Origin of the sequence: Bradyrhizobium sp. YCK136 (assembly GCF_044570075.1) — a bacterium.
Taxonomy (GTDB): domain Bacteria; phylum Pseudomonadota; class Alphaproteobacteria; order Rhizobiales; family Xanthobacteraceae; genus Bradyrhizobium; species Bradyrhizobium diazoefficiens.
The window spans coordinates 9362898-9377186 of sequence record NZ_CP172424.1 but is presented as its reverse complement, the minus strand read 5'-3'; the positions used below and the strand labels follow the sequence as shown (position 1 = coordinate 9377186).

Below are 14289 nucleotides of genomic sequence, written 5' to 3'. Positions count from 1 at the left end.
TCGATCTCCTTAGCCGCCGCAGCCGCCGACGGTGACTTTGACTTCCTTGGTCGCGCTGTAGAGCTTGCCGTCGGCTTCCACGATCGCGGTCACGTTGGTGGTCTTCGCCATCTTCAGCCGGTTGGCGACAGCAGGGATCGTGCCGTCGGGAATCTTGTAGGACGCGGCGAGCGCGTTCGGGTTCTCGGCCACGAAGAACGAGATCGAGGTCACCTTCTCCAGCGTCGTCGTCACCGAGATCGGAACCACGCCGCCATTCTCGGCGATCTCCGGCGCATCCAGCTTGACCTTGTCGGAGGGCTCGGCGGTCTTGCCGTAGAGCGCCTTGATCGCGTCCGCTTCGTTCTTCAGCTTGAACGCTTCTTCCGGATATTTGTCGTTGGCCGCGGCGTACGCGGGCGCCACGCCGAACGGCAGATTGCCGAGGCCGAGCAGCGCGACGGAGGCTGCGCCCTGAAGGATCAGGCGCCGCGTCGCAAGGGGGCCGGTGGTCGTGGTCATCTGAGCTCTCCTGGCGTGCCTGAAGTCACAGGGTTTGCAGGAAATCAACGATTGCGCTGATCTCCTGGTCGGTCAAAATCCGGTTCCGGCCGAACGGCGGCATCATGGTCTGCGGATTGCGTTTGGTCTCGTCGAAGATGATCGCGGCCAGCTCGTTGCGATCAGGGTATTTCGCCTTGAGGTCCTTCAGCTCCGGGCCGATCGTTCCCGGCAGGTCGCCGCCCTTGATGACGTGACAGGTCAGGCAATTGCCCTTGCCACGGTCGAAGGCGAGCTTCTGGCCCTCGGCCACGGCGGATTGCGCCCGCGCCGGGCTGGCGAGGCCGGCGGCGAAGGCCAGCAAAAGGAGCAGGGCAGGCATCCGGGAAAAGGCGGTCAAGGCGTCATTCCGAGGCGTTATGGCGATGCACTCGATCGCGGAAATAGCAGCGTTCCAAAGCACAAAGGGCATCACCTGACAATCAGGACTATGCACGCGGCAAAATGGAGTTAATATCTTCCGCATTGCAACTAAAGAGATTATTTGTTCGGCCGATTTGGCCGCGAGAGTAAGGTCCGTGAGCGCGGGCCGGCTGTTTCGAGGGCGTTTGGGCGCTCCTGCTGTTTTCATCGTGTTCTCGTTTTTTCAAGGGGACGTCACTTGGCTGAATATGTCGTCGAATTTGGCAGGGACGGCGGACGGGTCGAGCCCGATGGGCGGCTCGATGCACCGGCATTCCATCGCAATCACGAGCCGCTCCGGGCGGCTCTGGAAAAGCACCTTGCCGGCTGTTCCGGAAACGTTGTCGAGGTCGGCAGCGGAACCGGCCAGCACGTGGTCTATTTCGCCCGCCATACGCCCGACCTGGTCTGGTGGCCGAGCGACCTCAACCAGCGGCACGTGAAGAGCATCGAGGCCTGGCGCGTCCATTCGGGCCTGCCAAACATCCGCTCGCCGTTGCGGATCGATCTCTCCGATCCCGGCTGGTGTCCGGAAATGCGAAGCGGGCAGGGGCCGACGAACCTCGCCGCCGTGTTCTGCGCCAACGTCATCCATATCGCGCCATGGACCGTGGCCGAAGGCCTGTTCGCCGGCGCCGGTCGCTATTTGCGGGCCGACGGCAAGCTGTTCCTCTACGGCCCGTTCAAGCGCGACGGCAAGCATACCGCGCTCAGCAACGCCGTGTTCGACACCTCATTGCGCGAAGGCAATCCCGACTGGGGCGTGCGCGACATCGGCGATGTCGAGACGCTCGCGCGAGGCGCCGGCCTTGGTCTCGTCGATACGATCGAGATGCCGGCGAACAATCTGACGCTGGTGTTTGCGCGGGGGTGAGTCACTGCTGATCTGGGTGCACGCCGCGAAGGCGGTGCGCTCCCTCCCCCCTTGCGGGGGAGGGCGGGGGAGAGGGGTGGCCCGGGAAAAGGTCTATCCGTCTGCGACTGTACGGCGCGCGCAAATCGAGAGAGTCCCCGTGTGATACCCCTCTCCCTGCCCCTTCCCCGCAAGGGGGGAGGGAATGAGAGAGTGGTGCCCGCCTCACGTCGTGATGGTGAGAGTTCGAAGAGGCAGCGCAATCACGCCTCCCCATCCTTCCACCCGATCTTGTCCCTGAGGAATCGAAAGCCGAGCACCTCAAAACCGGCGCGCTCCTTGTTGTCCTTGCCGTAGCCGTGACCGCCGGCTGCCGGCTCGTAGAACCAGGCCTCATAGCCCATCGCCTGGAGCTTTGCCGCCATCTTGCGGGCGTGGCCGGGATGGACGCGGTCGTCGCGCCGCGTGGTGGCGATCAGGATCGGCGGATAGGCCTGGCCGGGCTTTGCGTTGTGATAGGCGGAGTAGGTCTTCAGCCACTCCCATTCGTCGGGCTTGTCGGGGTCGCCATATTCCGCGATCCAGCTCGCGCCCGCGAGCAGCTTGGTGTAGCGGCGCATGTCGATCAGCGGGATGGTGCAGAACAGCGCGCCGAAGCGTTCGGGGTAGCGCACCAGCATGTTGGTGATGAGGATGCCGCCGTTCGATCCGCCCTGCGCTGCGATGCGCTTCGCGCTCGTCACGCCGCGGCGGACGAGATCGGCGGCAACGGCGGCGAAATCGTCATGCGACAGCTTCTTGCCGGCGAGCCGGCCGGCATCGTGCCAGCGCGTGCCGAATTCGCCGCCGCCGCGCAAATTCGCCTGCACCGTCGTGCCGCCGCGCTCCAGCCACAGCTTGCCGAGCGAGGCGTTGTAATACGGCTTCACCGCGACGGCGAAGCCGCCATAGGCGCTCATATAGACCGGCGCATCGCCGGTCTCCTTGGCAGGACCGGTCTGCACATAGGGAATGCGCTCGCCGTCGATCGAGATCGCCTCGTGTTGCGTCACCACGAGGCCGTCGGCGGTGAACGTCTTCGGCGCCTGCTTCAGCACGGTCGGGCTTGCGACGCCGCGCTCCAACAGCAGCAGCGAGGGCGGCGTGAGCGGATCCTGCACGTTGGCGAGCAGGTCGCCATTGCTCTCGGAGGGATGACGGTCGAGCGGCCAGATATCGACGACGCCGATCTGCGGGAGGCCGGGAAGCGTCGCGCGGCTCCAGCCCGCGGCGGACGGCGTGCAGATCTCGAATTGCGGCTTGAGCTCGTCGAGGATCGACAGCACCAGCTTGCTGCCCGCCCAGAACAGGCCCTGCAATGCGCGCCGCGGGCCGGGCTCGAACAGGACCGCGAAATCGCGGCTGCCGGCGAGGAACGCCGAGAGCGAGATGCCGAGCACGGTGTCGGTGGCAAAGGTTCGGCCTCCGGCCGACCAGTCCTTGCGCAGCTTCATCGCGAACCAGTCGCCATGCGCCTGCATCCAGACGCCGGTCGGCAGGTCGAGCTTCGTCGTCGCACCGGTCGCATCGCGCAGCCAGATCGCGTGATTGAAGAAGTCGATCTGATCGACGATCCAGACCCGCGGCACCGATCCGGTGTCGTCGGCCATGCCGGAGACCGCCATGTGATCGGCGGTGGTCTCGATGATCACCTGCGCCTGATCGGCAGGCTGGCCACGCCGCCACAGGCGAACGGTCCGCGCATATCCGGAGCTCGTCGCCATGCCCTCGCCATGCGCGCTCGACAGCAGCAGCGTGTCCTGATCGAGCCAGTCAACGCCGCCCTTGGCTTCCGGCAGCGTAAAGCCGTCCGCCACGAAGCTCTTCGTGTCGAGGTCGAATTCCCGCAAGGTGACGGCGTCGCTGCCGCCGCGCGACAGGCTCAGAATCGCCCGCGAGCTTGCCGGCATCGTGACGATCGAGCTCAGCAGCCAATCCTCGCCCTCCTTTGCCGCGAGCTGGTCGATGTCCAGCACGATCTCCCACGCCGGGCTTGCTTTGCGAAACTCCGCCAGATTGGTTCGCCGCCACAGGCCGCGCGGGTTGGTGGCGTCCTTCCAGAGGTTGTGCAGATCGCTGCCGCGCCGGCTGACATAGGGGATGTTGTCGGGACGATCGTAGATCGCCGCGAGGATATCGCGGTCGCGCGCGAAGGCCGCTCCGCCGAATGCGTCGAGCGTCAGGCTGTTCTGCCGCTCCACGAAATCGAGCGCGTGCTTGCCTTCGATCTCCTCCAGCCAGAGCCAGGGATCGTCGTCGGGAGCGCTGAGCGTAGGCCTGTCGTCGACCGTCATGAACGAAACTCCCAAAAGTCGCGGCGGATAGGATTTGATCGAGCGCAAGCCGTCAAGAGCGCAGCCCGCTATCATCTGCCCGATTGCGTCAGAGGCATGGCCTGCGCCCGTTTGCGCCGGTTGCCCGCCCTCCCGCGCCGCTCCATAGTGCCGGGAATCAACAAAGCCCTTGTGAGCCCGTTGGGGCGGAAATGCCGATGCTTGACGTGACTTCAGCCAATCAGATCGCCGCCGACGCCCGCGTGCGTGCCAATGTGGTGCGCCTTGCTGCCGCGCAGGCGCTGACCGGCGCCAACTCGGCTGTGATCTTCGCCACCGGCGCGATCGTCGGCGCCAAGCTCGCGCCCGACATGTCGTTCGCGACCGTGCCGATCTCGATGTATGTGGTGGGCCTTGCTGCCGGCACGCTGCCGACCGGCGCGATCTCGCGCCGTTTCGGCCGCCGCGCCGCCTTCGTCATCGGTACCGGTCTGGGCGCGCTCACCGGCCTGCTCGGCTCGTTCGCCATCCTGCACGGCTCGTTCGCGCTGTTCTGCATCGCGACCTTTCTCGGTGGTCTCTATGGCTCGGTGGCGCAGTCCTATCGCTTCGCCGCCGCCGATGGCGCCAGCGCGGTCTACCGGCCCAAGGCGGTGTCCTGGGTGATGGCGGGCGGCGTGTTCGCCGGCGTGCTCGGTCCGCAGCTCGTGCAGTGGACCATGGATGTCTGGCAGCCCTATCTGTTCGCCTTCAGCTTCCTGGTGCAGGCTGCGGTGGCGCTGGTCGCCATGGGCATCGTCGCCGGCGTCGACATGCCGAAGCCGGCGCCGGCCGATCTGCATGGCGGCCGGCCGCTGCTCACGATCGTGACCCAGCCGCGCTTCATCGCGGCGGCGCTGTGCGGCGTCATCTCCTATCCCATGATGAATCTGGTGATGACCTCGGCGCCGCTCGCCATGAAGCTGTGCGGCCTCAGCGTTTCCGATTCCAATTTCGGCATTCAATGGCACATCGTCGCCATGTACGGGCCGAGCTTCTTCACCGGCGCGCTGATCGCGCGCTTCGGCGCACCGAAGATCGTCGCCGCCGGCCTGCTGCTCGAGGCCGGCGCGGCCACCATCGGTCTCTCCGGCCTCACGGCGATGCATTTCTGGGCCACGCTGATCGTGCTCGGCGTGGGGTGGAATTTCTCCTTCATCGGCGCCTCCGCCCTGGTCTTGGAGACGCACCGGCCGCAGGAGCGCAACAAGGTGCAGGCCTTCAACGATTTCCTGGTGTTCGGCATGATGGCGATCGGCTCGTTCTCGTCAGGGCAATTGCTCGCCAATTACGGCTGGTCCGCGGTGAACATGGTGGTGTTCCCGCCGGTCGTGCTGGGGCTTGCCGTGCTCTCGCTCGTCTCCTGGGCGCGCCGCCGCAAGGCGCGGCTGGACGCCGCCATGGGCGAGTTCCCGGACGCGGTCTGATGGCGGGAGGCTGTCAGCAACGTTGATACTTCGATCCAGGTCGAAGTGATTTTTGGGAGCCGCGTTGTTACATGATGCTCGTCATGAACAGGCTCGTCAGGCCAGCAACGTCCTTCATTTTCTGCCGTCATTCCGGGGCACCCGAAGGGTGAACCCGGAATCTCGAGATTCCGGGTTCGATGCTTTGCATCGCCCCGGAATGACGGCGAGGAGCAAAGAAATGCTCGACAATCCCCGCCACGCAGCTCCGATCGACGAATCCTCCCTCCGCTATGAAGGCTGGCGCATCGTCGCGGCTTGCTTCCTGCTCGCGACCTTCGGCTGGGGGCTCGGCTTTTATGGCCAGAGCGTCTATGTCGCCGAGCTCCAGCGCGCGCGGGGCTGGCCGGCCTCGCTGATCTCCGCGGGGACGACGTTCTTCTATCTGTTCGGTGCGCTGCTCGTCGTCTTCGTCGGCGAGGCCGTCCGAAAATACGGCCCGCGCCTCTGCCTGATCGCGGGCACGCTGGCGATGGCCGCCGCGGCGGTCGCGATCGGCGCGGTGCGCGAGCCCTGGCAGCTTTATCTCGCCGACGCCGTGCTCGCCTTCGGCTGGGCCGGCACCAGTCTCGCCATGATCACCAACACGATCAGCCTATGGTTCGACCACAAGCGCGGCATGGCGATCAGCCTCGCGCTGAACGGCGCCAGCTTCGGCGGCATTGTCGGCGTGCCGCTGCTGGTGACCATGATCAGCCATGTTGGATTCGCGACGGCGATGTACGCCACCGCAGGCGCCATGCTGGTGCTGCTCGTGCCGGTGATCCTGCTCGCCGTCGGCCGGCCGCCCGAGCACCATGGCTGGCATGCGGCAGCGAAGGCAAAGCCGCAATCGTCGGCGCAAATCCGCGCGCACGCGCTGCGCGACGTCGGCTTCCTCACGGTGACGATTGCCTTCGCGCTGGTGCTGTTCGCGCAAGTCGGCTTCATCGTGCACCTGATCTCGTTCCTCGACCCGGTGATCGGCCGCGAGCGCGCCGCGGTAGCCGTCGCCGTGCTGACGGCAATGGCGGTGGTCGGCCGCGTGCTGTTCTCGATGGTGATCGACCGGCTCAACCAGCGCCTCGCCTCGGCGCTGTCGTTCCTGAGCCAGGCCGCGGCGTTGTGCGTCGTCATCAACCTGCACAACGACTACGTGCTGATTGCGGCTTGCGCCATGTTCGGCTTCTCGGTCGGCAACCTCATCACGCTGCCCTCGCTGATCGTGCAGCAGGAGTTCGATTCCGCCTCGTTCGGCGTGTTGATCAGCCTGAACACCGCGATCAACCAGGTGACCTACGCGTTCGGCCCCGGCGTGGTCGGCTTCCTGCGCGACTTCTCCGGCGGCTATGCGCTGCCGTTCTATCTGTGTGTCGCGCTGGAGGTGGCGGCGGCGGCGCTGATCATGGTGCGGGGGAGGCCGCGGACGAAGCTCTCGTAGGGTGGGCAAAGGCGCGTAGCGCCGTGCCCACCGCCCGACTCTCCAATCGTGTCGAAAGAATTGGTGGGCACGCTTCGCTTTGCCCACCCTACGACATCACGCCTCCCGCTGCCGCAGCAACGCCTCCACATCCAGCCGCTTCGTAATCATCGCAAGCTTGCCATCCGGTCCGAACGGCCATTGCTCCCTCGGCCGATCCCAATACAGCTCGACGCCGTTCTGGTCGGGATCGCGCAGGTAAAGCGCCTCGCTGACGCCGTGGTCGCTCGCGCCGTCGAGCGCAATGCCGGCCGAAAGCACCCGGTGCAGCGCATCCGCCAGCGCGGGGCGCGTCGGGTAGAGGATCGCGGTATGAAACAGGCCGGTGGTGCCCGGCGGCGGCGGCGAGCCGCCCTTGCTCTCCCAGGTATTGAGCCCGATGTGGTGATGATAGCCGCCGGCCGAGATGAAGGCCGCGCCCGAGCCCATGCGCTGCATCAATTCGAAGCCGAGCGCGCCGCAATAGAAGCCGAGCGCGCGATCGAGATCGGCGACCTTGAGATGAACGTGGCCGATCCGGGTGCCGGCATGGACGGCTGGGTTCTGCGACATGGCAATGCTCCGTTGATCAACCCCACATAGGCCGCGCCCCGGGACAGTGCCACTGGCCTATCCCGAAACCCAGCGTTTCCGGATGGGAAACTAAGAGAGCTCCGGCTCCTCGCCCTCGGGCAGCCCGAACTCGAACGTGTTCAGCGTCATCGACACCATTGTGTAGTAGCCGCACAGCCCGATCACCTCGACCACGCCGCGTTCGCCGAGCAACTTCACCGCCTCATCATAGAGGCCCTTCTCGACGCCGCGGCCCTCATGCAGCGACTTCGCGACGTCGTAGATCATCCTGGCCTTGGGATCGTCGAACTCAGGCGTGCGGCGGTCGCGGATCGCGTCGATGATTTTTGGATCCATGCCGCCTGCAAGCGCGAGGCGCTTGTGCGAGTACCATTCGTAATGCGCGGTCCAGTGCCGCGCCGTCACCAGGATCGCGATCTCCGAAAGCTTGGCGGGGAAAATCGTATCGAAGCGCAGCACTTCGCCGAGCCGTGTCGCGTGACGGGCCATCTCCGGGCTGTTGAGCCAGGCCATCATCGGTGCCGGCGGCTTGCCGCGCTTGCCGGCAATCGACTCGTCATAGGTCTGCCGCTGGCTCTCGTTCATTTCGCCAGGCGAAAGAAGTGTCAGGCGCATTCTCGTTTCCTCTTTGTTTTCAAGCACCGTCGTGGTCGCGACTATAGCCGAATGCGCCTGCGGAAGTGGTTGAATTCCACGGTGCGATGGCCCAGAGTCGCGCCCAACAAGTCGATTTTGATTGATGGAAACGACCAATGACTGACTCTAAAACCAGCGATTCTGAAACGGCCGATCTCGAAACATTCCGCAACGAGACGCGCGCCTGGCTTGAAGCCAACTGCCCGCCGGAAATGCGCAAGCCCGCAACGTCGGACGCCGACGTGTTCTGGGGCGGGCGCAACGCAAAATTCTCGTCCGAGCCGCAGCGCATCTGGTTCGAACGCATGCGCGACAAGGGCTGGACCGTGCCGGATTGGCCGAAGGAATATGGCGGCGGCGGATTGAGCGCTGCCGAGCACAAGGTGCTGCGCGCAGAGATGGCCAAGATGGGCGCGCGGCCGCCGCTGTCGAGCTTCGGCATCTGGATGCTCGGGCCGGCGCTGCTGAAATACGGCAACGAGGCGCAGAAGAAGGAGCACCTGCCAAAGATCGCGGCGGGCCTGATCCGCTGGTGCCAGGGCTATTCCGAGCCGAACGCCGGCTCCGATCTCGCTTCGCTCCAGACCCGCGCCGAGAGCGACGGCGATGATTTCGTCATCACCGGCTCGAAGATCTGGACCTCCTACGCCAACTATGCCGACTGGATCTTCTGCCTCGTCCGCACCGATCCGGCCGCTAAGAAGCACGACGGCATCAGCTTCATCCTGTTCGACATGACCTCGAAGGGCGTGACGACCAAGCCGATCCTCCTGATCTCCGGCTACTCGCCGTTCTGCGAGACCTTCTTCGACGGCGTCCGCGTGCCGAAATCGCATGTGGTCGGCACCGTCAACCGCGGCTGGGACGTCGCGAAGTATCTGCTCCAGCACGAGCGCGCGATGATCTCGGGCATGGGCGAGCGCGGCGTCGGCCGTCCGCTCGGCCAGATCGCAGCCGATTCCGTCGGCAGCGATGCGCAAGGTCGCCTCGACGATGCGATGCTGCGCGGCAAGATCGCGAGCTTCGATGTCGATGAAGCCGCGCTAGCCGCCTGCGCCGAGCGTGCCGTCGATCTCGCCAAGGCGGGGCAGGCGCATCCGGCGTTCTCCTCCGCGATGAAATATTACGGCACCGAGCTCAACAAGCGCCGCTACGAGATCCTGATGTCGGCCGGCGGCGTCGATGCGCTGGAATGGGAGAGCGAGCGCTCCAAGCAGGGCGCCCGTCCGCGCGCCTGGCTGCGCACCAAGGCCAACTCGATCGAGGGCGGCACGTCCGAAGTGATGCTCGGCATCGTCGCCAAGCGCATCCTCGATCTGCCGGGGGCCTAACTCCGCCGTCGTTCCGGGGCGGTCCGCAGGACCGAACCCGGAACCTCGAGATTCCGGGTTCGCGTCTTCGACGCGCCCCGGAATGACACCAACAGATTTACAAAGACGCTAGAGACTGAAGCCATGGCCCTCGTCCTCACCGAAGAACAATCGATGCTCCGTGACTCTGCGCGCGGGCTGATCAGCGACAAGGCGCCGGTGTCGCACCTGCGCCACTTGCGCGACTCCAGGGATCCGACCGGCTTCTCCAAGGAGTTCTGGCATTCCTTCGCCGAGATGGGCTTTGCCGGCCTGCTCGTGCCGGAAGAGTTCGGCGGCTCCGGCCTCGGCTTCGTCGAGGCCGGCGTCGTGATGGAGGAGATCGGCCGCACCTTGATGCCGTCGCCCTTCCTCGCCACCAGCGTGGTCGCAGCCTCGGCGTTGAACCGCGGCGGCAATGCCGCGCAGAAGTCGGAATATTTGCCGAAGATTTCCAACGGCTCGCTGCTGGCGACGCTCGCGATCGACGAGGGCGCCAAGCATCGCCCGCTCCGGACCAGCCTCCAGGCCGTGCGCGCCGGCAACGGCTTCAAGCTCTCCGGTGCCAAGGCCCTGGTCGTCGACGGTCACGTCGCCGATCTCCTGATCGTCGCCGCACGCACCGCGGGCTCCGCCGGTGAGCGCGACGGCCTGACGCTGTTCCTGGTCAACCCCAAAGCCAAGGGCGTCGCGATCGAGCGCACCATCATGGTCGATGCGCACAACGCTGCGCGGATCGAGCTTGCCAATGTCGAGGTCAATGCCGACAGCGTGCTCGGCGAGGTCGATCAGGCTGCCGGTCTGCTCGACGGCGTGCTCGATATCGGCCGCGGCGCGGTGGCCGCCGAAATGGTGGGCCTCAGCGACGAAGTGTTCAATCGCACCGTCGAGTACCTGAAGAGTCGCAAGCAGTTCGGCAAGCTGATCGGCGAATTCCAGGCGCTGCAGCATCGCGCCGCCGAGCTCTATGTCGACATCGAGATCACCCGCGCCGCGGTGATGAAGGCGCTCCAGGCGCTGGATGCTGACGTCGCCAAAGCCACGTCAGCCGTCGCGGTCGCAAAAGCCCGCGCCGGCACCACCGCCACGCGCGCGGTCCAGGAAGGCGTGCAGATGCATGGCGGCATGGGCATGACCGACCAGTTCGACATCGGCTTCTTCATGAAGCGCGCACGGGTGTGCGAGGAGCTATTCGGGGATGCGAATTACCACACCGAGCAGTTGGCAAGGGCGCGGGGATATTGAGGCGGGTGGACGTGAGGCGCAGGACGCCGCCTCACAATCAGTGTCGTCGCCCGGCTTGACCGGGCGACCCAGTACGCCGCGGCGTCTCGATCAACAACAACTGGCTCTGGAATACTGGATCGCCCGCCTTCGCGGGCGATGACGGTTGAGAGTGTGGAAAGCTCGTGCCTCATCTAGTCATTGCGAGCGCAGCGAAGCAATCCAGACTGTCACCGCAGCGGGATTCTGGATTGCTTCGTCGCTGCGCTCCTCGCAATGACGGCGGAGGAACCGCCGTTACCGCATCGGCGGCGCGTACTGCACGCCGCCGGCGTTCCACAGCTGGTTCATGCCGCGCGGAATCTTCAGCTTCGACTTCTCGCCGATATTGCGCTCGTACATCTCGCCGTAATTGCCGACATTGCGGATGATGCGGACGACCCAGTCCTTGGTGAGGCCGAGCTGCTCGCCGTAATTGCCTTCGGTGCCGACGAGGCGCATCACTTCCGGCTTCTTCGACTTCAGCGCCTCGTCGATGTTCTCGGAGGAGACGCCAAGTTCTTCGGCGTTGATCATCGCGTACAGCGTCCACTTCACGATCATCATCCAGTCGTCGTCGCGCTGGCGCACCACGGGGGCGAGCGGCTCCTTGGAGATCATGTCCGGCAGGATCATGTGATCGCCGGGCTTCGACAGGTTCAGCCGCAGCGCGTAGAGCTGCGAGACGTCGGCGGAGAGCGTATCGCACTTGCCGGTGTCGTAGGCCTTCACCACGTCGTCCAGCTTGTCGAACTTCACCTCTTCGTACTTCATGTTGTTGGCGCGGAAGTAGTCGGAGACGTTGAGCGCCGTCGTGGTCCCGGTCTGCACGCAGACCTTGCTGCCGGTCAGGTCCAGCGACGTCTCCTTGTTGCGCGAACGCGGCAGCATGAAGCCCGCGCCGTCGTAATAGGCGACCGCCGGGAAATAGAGGTCGTAGTCGAGCTCGCGCGCCATGCTCCAGGTCGAGTTGCGCGAGAGGATGTCCACCTTCCGGCTCTGCAATTCCTTGAAGCGCTCGCTGGCGTCGAGCGCGACGAACTTCGCCTTGGCCGGATCGTTGAAGATCGCCGCCGCCACCGCGCGGCAGAAATCGACGTCGAAGCCGGTCCAGTTGCCCTTGTCGTCGGGGATCGAGAAGCCCGGCAGGCCCTTGTTGACGCCGCACAGCACTTCGCCACGGCGAACCGTACGCTTCAGGGTACGGGTGTCGTAGAACTCGTAGATGACGGCGAGCACGCCGACCAGCACGGCGACCGCGAGCCCGATGAGCAGGCCGCCTCGAAAAGTGCGCATGATGTCTCTCTCTCGAAATAATCGGGAAGAAAAGGAAGTGTTGCGAAGGCGGGGAACTTAGAGTTCGGGCTTCTGCCGGATGACCACCTTGGTGCCGACAGGGACGCGATCGTAGAGATCGGCGACGTCGTTGTTGACGAGACGGAAGCAGCCCGAGGACACCTTGGTGCCGATCGTATCGGGACGGTTGGTGCCGTGAATGCGGTACACGGTGGTGCCGAGATACATGGCGCGGGCGCCGAGCGGATTGCCGGGGCCGCCGGCCATGAAGCGCGGCAGATAGGGCTGGCGCTGGATCATCTCGGGCGGCGGCGTCCAGTCCGGCCATTCCTTCTTGTTGGTGATGTTCACCAGCCCCTGCCACTGGAAGCCGTCGCGGCCGACGCCGATGCCGTAGCGGATCGCGCGCCCGCCCGGCTGCACCAGATAGAGGTGGCGCTCTGCGGTGGAGATGATGATGGTGCCCGGCGTCTCGGTGGTGCGGAAGTAGACCACCTGCTTCTGCCATTCCGGCTCGAGCTGGTAGGCGTCGTCAGCGACCAGACCCGGCTCGTCGCCGCGGTCGGGCTGCTGCGCGACGGCCTGTGGTGCGGACAGGATCAGGCCGATCGTGGCCACGAACATCCCGGTCAGGCGACGAAAATCCGTCATTTCAAGCTCTCCCCGCTGCCACAGCGCAAATCATTCAAAGCCATCAAATCTCAGGGGCATGTTCATGGCAAGTTGATGGCGCGCCCGGCTGGTATGTCACGAGAATGCTTTGCTTTTTTGACGGGCCCACGGCAATGCCACAAACAGGGATGGCGCGAAAAGCAGTACTCGCGACATCGACCGCGGGTTGAGGCATTCCTGAGCGCGATGTTTGAAGTCCGATCGAGTTTGGCCAACACAGTGCTCTCTCCGTTCCCTCCCCCCTTGTGGGGGAGGGGCAGGGAGGGGGGCCACACGGGGATTCTCTCCGTCGCACAACCACATGCGAGGCATCGTCAATAACCGACACCTTTTCCGGGGCCACCCCCCTCCCTAGCCCTCCCCCACAAGGGGGGAGGGAACGCACCTCGGTTGGGGGGCTCGTCGAGTCTCATCCATCATCGACTAAATCTTGTTGTTCTCCGCCGCGATCCCGAGCCGCCGCACGATTTCGGCTCCCACGGCGCGGGCCTCGAGCCGCGAGCCGATGCGGGGGCTGCGAAAGCGTCGGCCCGAGCGCAACCGGATCGTGACGATGCAGTGCTCGTCCTCGGACCGGCCGCGGCGGTCGACGGTGATCGTCTTCACCTCGTGCCCCTCGATATGGTCGGTGCGCGGCTGGCCGTCGCCCCACAGGCGTTCGACGCGGATGTCGCCCTCGCGGATGATCCAGAACGCGCCGGTCACGAGGTTGGCGTAGCGATACACGGCGAACGCCGCGATCGCGCCGAGCGGCAGCAGCAGGATATCGACATGGCTCGGCGGCCATCCGCGCCAGAGCTTGTAGGCGTAGGGCACGGCGGACAAGGCGACGGCGATCAGTGTGACGATCCTTATGTCCCGTGCGGAAAACGCCTCGAGCGGCTCGCCGAGATGCATCTCGGAATTGCTGGCATCGAGCGGATTGACCGGCTCCTCGACGTGGGGAACGTCGAATTGCGTGGCGATCCGTGCCACGGTGTCGCGCACATGCGTGACATCCGAGATCGGCGGCGACGTCAGGCGCTCGCCCGAGACAAGCGTGAAGACCAGCTGAAAGCGGGCCTTCACCCGCTTGCTGCCGGGAACTTGCAACCCCGTGATGTCGTCCTTCGGAACGATCCGCGTCTGGAGTTTTCCGAAGGGACGCTGATGCCCGATCAGGATCTCGTCGGGTGTGATGATCCACACCACCGCCGGCGCCATCATGATGCCGACGACAAATCCCGCTCCCACCAGCAGCGCGACCACCGAGATGATGATTTCCAGCGTGTCGTGCGTGAACAGGCCGGGCGTGAAGCAGAGCGCAACGGCCGCCGCAGAGCCGGCCACGACCAGCCGCTGCGCGATCGATGAGCCTTCACGAAGGCGGATGTCGTTGCTGGTGGTCGCGTCGTCCATTGCGGGCGGCTGATTGCGTCGGTTGCGAAAC

Annotated in this window: 13 protein-coding genes; 5 read left to right on the top strand and 8 right to left on the bottom strand. The window is 65.2% G+C overall.

Annotation, left to right across the window (positions count from 1 at the left end):
• Window positions 1-9 precede the first annotated feature (9 nt).
• Entirely contained in the window at window positions 10-501 is a 492-nt protein-coding gene (gene soxY / locus ACFLEY_RS45435) for a thiosulfate oxidation carrier protein SoxY (RefSeq protein ID WP_011083833.1), read from the bottom strand.
• Window positions 502-526: 25 nt separating this feature from the next.
• A complete protein-coding gene (soxX, locus tag ACFLEY_RS45430; protein ID WP_028172677.1) occupies window positions 527-880 on the bottom strand; it encodes a sulfur oxidation c-type cytochrome SoxX in 354 nt (117 codons plus the stop codon).
• A gap of 261 nt (window positions 881-1141) precedes the next feature.
• Between soxX and ACFLEY_RS45425 the strand changes: the two genes are divergently transcribed.
• The gene (locus tag ACFLEY_RS45425; protein ID WP_211433537.1) at window positions 1142-1816 is read left to right on the top strand and encodes a DUF938 domain-containing protein; all 675 of its coding nucleotides are present in this window, start codon (window positions 1142-1144) and stop codon (window positions 1814-1816) included.
• A gap of 242 nt (window positions 1817-2058) precedes the next feature.
• On the opposite strand, the gene ACFLEY_RS45420 is transcribed toward ACFLEY_RS45425, so the two are convergent.
• Window positions 2059-4128 carry a prolyl oligopeptidase family protein gene (locus tag ACFLEY_RS45420; protein WP_060912781.1) on the bottom strand — a complete coding sequence of 690 codons (2070 nt, stop codon included), beginning with the start codon at window positions 4126-4128 and terminating at the stop codon, window positions 2059-2061.
• A 197-nt stretch (window positions 4129-4325) separates the two neighbouring features.
• On the opposite strand from ACFLEY_RS45420, the gene ACFLEY_RS45415 reads away from it, so the two are divergent.
• Window positions 4326-5573 (top strand): MFS transporter, encoded by a 1248-nt coding sequence (locus ACFLEY_RS45415; protein ID WP_060912780.1) that lies wholly within the window; start codon window positions 4326-4328, stop codon window positions 5571-5573.
• Window positions 5574-5793: 220 nt separating this feature from the next.
• Complete coding sequence (locus tag ACFLEY_RS45410; RefSeq protein WP_060909442.1) at window positions 5794-7032, top strand: MFS transporter; 1239 nt, start codon at window positions 5794-5796, stop codon at window positions 7030-7032.
• A gap of 96 nt (window positions 7033-7128) precedes the next feature.
• Here ACFLEY_RS45410 and ACFLEY_RS45405 read toward each other — a convergent pair whose 3' ends face one another.
• Together ACFLEY_RS45405 and ACFLEY_RS45400 are read right to left on the bottom strand one after the other, a co-directional pair.
• Window positions 7129-7623, bottom strand: a complete 495-nt coding sequence (locus ACFLEY_RS45405; protein WP_060909441.1) for a VOC family protein — start codon at window positions 7621-7623, stop codon at window positions 7129-7131.
• A gap of 90 nt (window positions 7624-7713) precedes the next feature.
• Window positions 7714-8259, bottom strand: coding sequence for a carboxymuconolactone decarboxylase family protein (locus ACFLEY_RS45400; protein WP_396604452.1), 546 nt, complete (start codon window positions 8257-8259; stop codon window positions 7714-7716).
• 137 nt (window positions 8260-8396) lie between these two features.
• On the opposite strand from ACFLEY_RS45400, the gene ACFLEY_RS45395 reads away from it, so the two are divergent.
• Together ACFLEY_RS45395 and ACFLEY_RS45390 are read left to right on the top strand one after the other, a co-directional pair.
• A complete protein-coding gene (locus tag ACFLEY_RS45395; RefSeq protein WP_060909440.1) occupies window positions 8397-9611 on the top strand; it encodes an acyl-CoA dehydrogenase family protein in 1215 nt (404 codons plus the stop codon).
• Window positions 9612-9734: 123 nt separating this feature from the next.
• On the top strand, window positions 9735-10874 hold the full coding sequence (locus tag ACFLEY_RS45390; protein ID WP_060909439.1) for an acyl-CoA dehydrogenase family protein: 1140 nt from the start codon (window positions 9735-9737) through the stop codon (window positions 10872-10874).
• Window positions 10875-11150: 276 nt separating this feature from the next.
• Here the strand turns inward: ACFLEY_RS45390 and ACFLEY_RS45385 are convergent, their stop codons facing one another.
• The 3 genes from ACFLEY_RS45385 to ACFLEY_RS45375 all read right to left on the bottom strand — a co-directional run bounded on the left by ACFLEY_RS45385 (window position 11151) and on the right by ACFLEY_RS45375 (window position 14258).
• The gene (locus ACFLEY_RS45385) at window positions 11151-12188 is read right to left on the bottom strand and encodes an amino acid ABC transporter substrate-binding protein (RefSeq protein ID WP_011083843.1); all 1038 of its coding nucleotides are present in this window, start codon (window positions 12186-12188) and stop codon (window positions 11151-11153) included.
• A 57-nt stretch (window positions 12189-12245) separates the two neighbouring features.
• Window positions 12246-12839 (bottom strand): L,D-transpeptidase, encoded by a 594-nt coding sequence (locus ACFLEY_RS45380; RefSeq protein ID WP_060909438.1) that lies wholly within the window; start codon window positions 12837-12839, stop codon window positions 12246-12248.
• Window positions 12840-13283: 444 nt separating this feature from the next.
• A complete protein-coding gene (locus ACFLEY_RS45375) occupies window positions 13284-14258 on the bottom strand; it encodes a hypothetical protein (protein ID WP_060909437.1) in 975 nt (324 codons plus the stop codon).
• Window positions 14259-14289: the final 31 nt, after the last annotated feature.